Annotated in this window: 4 protein-coding genes; 2 read left to right on the top strand and 2 right to left on the bottom strand. The window is 72.3% G+C overall.

The genetic code is table 11. The features are described from left to right. Window positions 1–792 (bottom strand): coiled-coil domain-containing protein (locus AB0J52_RS22265; RefSeq protein WP_500183796.1); only part of this gene is annotated, 792 nt, incomplete at its 3' end. 701 nt (window positions 793–1,493) lie between these two features. On the opposite strand from AB0J52_RS22265, the gene AB0J52_RS22260 reads away from it, so the two are divergent. Both AB0J52_RS22260 and AB0J52_RS22255 read left to right on the top strand, forming a co-directional pair. Further along, window positions 1,494–2,264 (top strand): MerR family transcriptional regulator, encoded by a 771-nt coding sequence (locus tag AB0J52_RS22260; protein ID WP_500183794.1) that lies wholly within the window; start codon window positions 1,494–1,496, stop codon window positions 2,262–2,264. Then, window positions 2,261–4,999 (top strand): VIT domain-containing protein, encoded by a 2,739-nt coding sequence (locus tag AB0J52_RS22255; protein ID WP_500183793.1) that lies wholly within the window; start codon window positions 2,261–2,263, stop codon window positions 4,997–4,999. The genes AB0J52_RS22260 and AB0J52_RS22255 overlap by 4 nt, the downstream gene beginning before the upstream one ends. A 315-nt stretch (window positions 5,000–5,314) precedes the next feature. Here AB0J52_RS22255 and AB0J52_RS22250 read toward each other — a convergent pair. Further along, window positions 5,315–6,509, bottom strand: a 1,195-nt coding sequence (locus AB0J52_RS22250) for an MFS transporter (protein ID WP_500183792.1), incomplete at its 5' end; no start/stop codon positions are given.

Below are 6,509 nucleotides of genomic sequence, written 5' to 3'. Positions count from 1 at the left end.
CTCGCGCCGGCGCGCGAGATCGGCGGAGCGCGCCCTGGCCGTCCCGAGGCTCTGCTCCAGCTGCTTCTTCTGCTCGCTGACGCGCGCCACGACGGCTTTCTGCTGCGCCAGGATCCGCTGGGCCGCGCTCTTGGCCTCCTCAGCGCTCCTCGTCGCCGCCTGCTGGTCGCGGAAGGCCCGCTCGGACTGGCGCCGGAAGACGTTCGCGACGATCCGGGACGCCTCGACGCGCTTGACCGCCTCGGTGCGGCGCCGCGCGAGGACCTCCACCATTCCCGCCCGGTCCATGAACCCCTGGGGCCCGCCCTCGCCCGCGATGACCGCGGCCCAGGACGCGTAGCCGGTGTTCTCCCGGTAGGCGTCCGCGGCGAAGGAGGCGAGCTGCCGCTGGGCGTCGGCCTCGCGCCGCTCGGCGTCGGCCACCCGCTGCTGCGCGGCCTGGTAAGCCTGCTGAGCACGCTGGAGTTTCACCTGCTCGCCGTTGTACTGCTCGACGGCGGCCTCGGCCGCGATGGCGAGCCGGTCCTGCTCTCCGTCCGCCTGGGCGAGCCGGGCCTTGGCGCGTCCGACCTCTTCGGCCTTCCTGCGGACCTCGTCCTTGCTCTTGGCCACGTCGTCGGCGCTGGGCGCCGGTTTGTGGACGATCCGGCCGGTGGTGAGGACGTAGGCGGCCTGGGCGGACGTGGGGAGGACGGTCAGGCCGACCGCGATTCCGGTGGAGACGGCGACCAGCCGCAGGACCGCCTCGCGAGAAGCGCCGGACGCTCTTCGACGGGGTGCCGGAGTGCACATTGCTGGAGACACGGTCCTCCCCTGCCGGAATTCACCATGAGGCAAGTAGTGACTACTCACAGTAATTCGCTCGGGGCCCGATATGAACTTCCGCCGCGGCCCTATCGCCGTTCCCGGCGAAGTCGAAGGATCGGCGGCGCGGGGAGTTGCCGAGACGAACTCGGCCGACCATGCGGATGACCACCTGGGACGCCCGCGCGGCTCGAATATCCGCAGCCGCCGCGCGGCGGGGAGAGGGGCTTGCGGCGGCGGCCGAGGCACCATTGGATCACTCGCGGGCGAGAGGCCGAAACCGCCCTCAAGCAGGCGAGTCTCGGCGGTTCAGGGAGCGTTCGGCGCAGACCGGCACGCTTCCATCCCCGGCGGCGGTGGGCGGTTCTCCCGGTGGGGAAATCACCAAGCAGCCATTGTCGCGCCTCGGGGGCTGGGCGCCCGTCGGAGGTGGCTTCTTTTCGGCCGCATCAGAACCATTCAGACAAGGTTTGCCGACCGCTTTCTCGGCGGTCCGCGTCCGGAAGGCGGGCGTAATGGCGCGGCACAGCGCGGCGGCGGAAGCTGCCGGCCACTTCTTGTCGGAAGGCACGACTCATCCCCTTTTCTCTGGCTTCAGCCGTCGGACCCTCTCGACTCAGCACCCGGCGGGGCGTCGCGCCCCCTGCGCTGATTTGACAGTGTCATGATGACAGTGTCACTATCGGTAGGTGGACGAGACCTGGACGATCAGCGAACTGGCGGAACACGCCGCGGCCGCTCTTGCCGCCGACGGCGTCCCGCGAGTCAACGGACGCGTTCGAGATCTCCCCAATGAGCGGCTGATCCGCTGGTACACGAGCATCGGCCTGCTCGACCCACCGCTCGGCCGCCGGGGACGCGCCGCTCTCTACGGCCCCCGGCACCTGCTGCAACTCCTCGCCGTCAAACGGCGGCAGGCCCTCGGACGGTCGATCGCCGAGATCCAGGTCGAACTGGCCGGCGCGCCCGACTCCCTGCTCCGCCGCATCGCCGCCGACACCGACGTGGCTCCTGAGTCCGATGCCGGCCCCGCGGACCAGGCCTCACCGGGCCTCCCGGAACAGGACGCCGCGTCTCCGCTCACCGACGCCCAGAACGATGAGGTCGGCGCGATCCACTCCGCCGCTGCCGCCGGTACCGGCGACGGCGTCCCCGGTGACACTGTCGAAATCGACGTCGCCCGTCCTCGTGACAGCTTCTGGACCGTCCGGCCCACCGCCCGGTTCCATGGCGAACCGCCGCCGAGCGCCGTGCCACCCGTGGTCCCGGACGTCGTCCATGGGGTGCGGCTGGCTCCGGGCGTGACCGTCATCGTCGAAACGCGCCACCTCGGTGAGGACGACCTCGCCGCCATCGCGCGATCGGCCGCTCCACTGCTCGACACCCTCCGGCGGCGCGGCCTGCTCGAACCGGCCGGCCGTGTCGAATCCCCCCACCACCCTCCCGGGAGGCACCAGTGACCGTGCGCATCACCCGGCTCCCCGAGCCCACCGCTCCTCCGGCCCCGGACGGGGGGCTGGGCGCGCTCCGCACCGAGAAGGGCAACCTGCCGCTCGACTCGGTGGACGTCCACGCGGCCGTGTCCGGCCTGGCCGCGTCGGTCACCGTCGAGCAGGGGTTCCGCAACCCCTTCGACGTCCCGCTGGAGGCGACGTACATATTCCCGCTACCCGACCGGGCGGCGGTCACCTCGCTGCGGATGGAGGCCGCCGACCGCGTGGTCGAGGGCGTCCTCAAGGAACGCGGGCAGGCGCGCCAGGAGTACGACACCGCCATCGCCTCGGGCCGCCGCGCCGCCATCGCCGAGGAGGACCGCCCCGACGTGTTCACCATGCGCGTCGGGAACATCCTCCCCGGCGAGCGCGTGACGGTGCGCCTCGGACTCAGCCAGCCACTCCCCTTCGAATCCGTCCCCTCCGGCCCCCGTGAAAGCGGGGCCGGCGCAAGCGGGGCCGGCGGAGGTGGGGCCTTCGGTGGCGGGTCGGACCCGGCCGGTGGATTCGGCGAGGTGAGTGGGTTCGCTGGGGCGGGCGGGTTCGGCGGAGGGAGCGGGGAGGCGACGTTCCGCTTTCCCTTGGTGGTCGCGCCCCGCTACATCCCCGGCGCGCCTCTTGATGACGAGGCGGCCGGAACGGGTGTCGTGCCGGACACCGACGCGGCGCCCGACGCGTCCCGCATCACGCCGCCCGTCCTGCTGCCCGGCTTCCCCAACCCGGTGGCGCTCTCGCTCACGGTCGACCTCGACTCGGGCGACCTGCCGCTCTCCGAGATCCGCTCGGCCCTGCACGTCGTCGCCGAGGAGACGGCCGGGGGCCGCACCACCGTGCGCCTGCAGCCGGGAGAGCGCCTGAACCGCGACTTCATCCTGCGGCTGGTCTTCGACGCGCCCGTCACCGGCACCGCGGCACTGACGCTGACACCCGACGACGCCCGAAGGGATGAGGGCACCTTCTGCCTGACAGTGCTGCCGTCCGCCGAGACCGGCCGTCCCCGTCCGCGTGACGTGGTGCTGGTGCTCGACCGCTCGTACAGCATGCACGGCTGGAAGATGGTCGCCGCCCGGCGCGCCGCCGCCCGCATCGTCGACACCTTCACTCCGGCCGACCGCTTCGCCGTGCTGTCGTTCGACAACCTTGTGGAGTCGCCGCCCGAGCTCGGTGCCGGCCTGTCCCCCGGCACCGACCGCAACCGTTTCCGCGCCGTCGAGCACCTCGCCACCGTGAACGCCCGCGGCGGCACCGAGATGCTCACACCGCTGGAGACGGCATGCGACCTGCTGTCCCCGTCGGAGCCCGACCGCGACCGCGTGCTGGTGCTGGTGACGGACGGCCAGATCGGCAACGAGGACCAGATCCTGAACCGCCTCGCACGCAAGCTCCGCGGCGTGCGCGTGCACACGGTGGGCATCGACCGCGCGGTGAACGCCGGCTTCCTCCGCCGGCTGGCGACCGCCGGTGGCGGCCACTGCGAGCTGGTGGAGTCCGAAGACCGGCTGGACGAGGCGATGGAACGCGTCCACCACCGCATCGGGGCACCGCTGCTGACCGAGCTGTCGCTGCGCCCGGACGGTCTCGATCTGGTCAGTGAGACGATCGCGCCCCAACGGCTGGGCGCCCTCTTCCCCGGCGTCCCTCTCGTGGTGCGCGGACGGTACCGTGGCGCGCCCCTCGGCTCCCTCGTCCTGCAAGGCCTGACGCCGGACGGCTCGCCGCGCGAGTACCGGGCGCGCGGCAGGGAGGCCGACGCCCCGATGGCGTCCGCCCTCTGGGCACGCGCACACCTCCGTGACCTGGAAGACCGGTACGCCGCAGGCGGCTCGGCCGCCCTGGAACAGAAGATCGTCGACACGTCCCTGTCCTTCGGCGTCCTGTGCCGCTTCACCGCGTTCGTCGCCGTGGACACCCGTGTCGTCGCCGAAGACCAGGTTCCGCACCAGGTGACGCAGCCGGTCGATCTCCCCGACGGCTGGGCCGGCTCCGCGTCCGGCCCGCCTACCGGCGGCTACGGCGTTGCTGCCGCCGATGCTCCTGAGGTGTTCTACATCGCCTCTGCGGGCTCCGCTTCCGCTGACGCCTCCAGTGTCAGCGCTCAGTCCGTCCCCGGGGCCCCGATGGCGCCGGCCGGTCCGCCGCCGCCTCCCGCTCCGAGGGCCAGGCCCGCCGCTCCGCTGAGAGGAAGCACCCGCAACGTCCCGCCGGCGCCTGCCTACTCACAGGACGACGACCTGGACCTTCCCGATTTCCCGGCCGGCGGCCCGGCTCCGTCCGCCCCGCCGCCCCCGCCGACCAGCCCGCCCCCGACCAGCCCGCCGCCGTCCCGGCGCCGCAGGCCACGACCTGCTCCGGACGGCTCGGCCGGAAAGACGTCCAGCGAGGTGGCCCGGCACCTCAAGGCCGAGCTCGACCGCATGCGCACGGTCCGCGAATCCGACCGGCCGACCCACCTGGAGAACCGGCTCCTGCCCTTCCTGACCTGGCTGCTCTCCAGCGGACTCGTCCTGACTCCGGCCGTCCGCGCCACCTTGGACGACCTGGCGCAGAAGATCCGCGCGCTCCAGCAACCGACCACGGCGTTTGCGCCTCCGACCGTCACCGAGGTCTGGCAACAGGCCATCAATACCTTGGAGGACCTGACCACTCCCACCACCAGCAGCAGCACCCACTCGCCCCGTCCCTTCTGGAAACGCCCCCAGTAGCGGGCGGACGGTAGGGATCCCCGCAACGCCATGAAGCTCAAGGAAAGGAGTTGCGGGGCTCGTGGGTGAGAGGAGTTCGGGGGCGGTGAACACCGTCAGCGCCGTCGCGTCCGGCCCGGAGGCGTGCGTGACGGAGTGGTGTTCGCCGTCGCGTGAATGGCCGAAACGGCGCTGGGCCGCAGCCCGGGGTGGCGGACTGCGGCCCAGTGGCCCAGCGGTGATGCCGGAAGGAACTCGGCGGCGCGGCTGGATGCCGCGCCTCGGTGACGACGTCCCGCGGAGTCAGGAGTTGACCCACGGGGACGTCCGTCGGGGTCAGGAGTTGACGGGGGTGGACGCCGTGGCGCGCGAGCGGGCCAGGCCGAGGAGGGGGACCAGGTTGAAGGCGAGGCCGACGACCGCGACTCCGGTGACCAGGTTGAGGCCCGGGTTGAAGGGGGCGAAGCCGCCGCCCGGGTGCGAGTCGCTCGCGACCAGGGCCGTGACGCCGGCGAGGACGAGGGCCGCGCCGACCTGGCCGGAGGTCTGGACGAGGCCGGAGGCCAGGCCCTGCTCGGAGTCGTCGATGCCGTCGGTGGCCTGCGCCATGATCGCGGAGAACCCGAAGGCGAACCCGCCGCCCAGCAGGATCATCGTCGGCAGGACGGTGAAGGCGTAGTGCGGGCTGTTCCCGGCGGTGGCGATGAACCAGACGTAGCCGAGGGAGAGCGAGACCATCGAGCTGATGATCAGGCGCGGGGTACCCCAGCGGTTGATCAGGCGGCCGACGAACGGCGAGCCGAACGCGACGATGAGGCCGGCGGGCAGCAGCGCGAGCGCCATCTTCAGCGGCGACCAGTGCAGGACGTCCTGCAGGTAGAGGGTCATCATGAACTGGAAGCTCATGTACGAGCCCATCAGGGCGATGACGCTCACGTTCGCGCGGACGATCGTCCCGACGCGGAGGATGCCGAGCCGGATCAGCGGGTGCGCCACGCGCTGCTCGGTGATGACGAAGCCGACCAGCAGCGCGGCGGCGACGACGATCGAGCCGAGGGTGAGCGGGTCGAGCCAGCCGCGCTCGGGCGCGGTGACGACGGTGTAGACGGCCAGCAGCATCCCGGTGGTGAGGGTGACCGCGCCGACCAGGTCGTGGCCGCCCTCGGCGGCGGGCTTGTCCCGCGGGATCAGCACGAAGCCCACGGCCAGGGCGACGAGTGCCAGCGGGACGGGCGTGAGGAACGTCCAGCGCCAGCCGACGCTGGTGAGCAGCCCGCCCAGGATCAGGCCGGACGAGTAGCCGCTCGCCCCGAACACCGAGAAGACCGACAGCGCCCGGTTGCGCGCCGGGCCCTCGTGGAAGGTGGTGGTCAGGATGGACAGGGCGGTCGGCGCGGTGAACGCGGCGGCCAGTCCCTTGACGAAGCGGGTCGCGATCAGCAGCGTCCCGTCGTCGACCAGGCCGCCGATCAGGGACGCGACGGCGAACACGCCGAGCGCGGCCAGGAAGACGCGGCGGCGGCCCAGCAGG

Source organism: Spirillospora sp. NPDC049652 (genome assembly GCF_040675125.1).
GTDB lineage: Bacteria > Actinomycetota > Actinomycetes > Streptosporangiales > Streptosporangiaceae > Spirillospora.
This window is presented reverse-complemented; position numbering and strand designations above follow the sequence as displayed.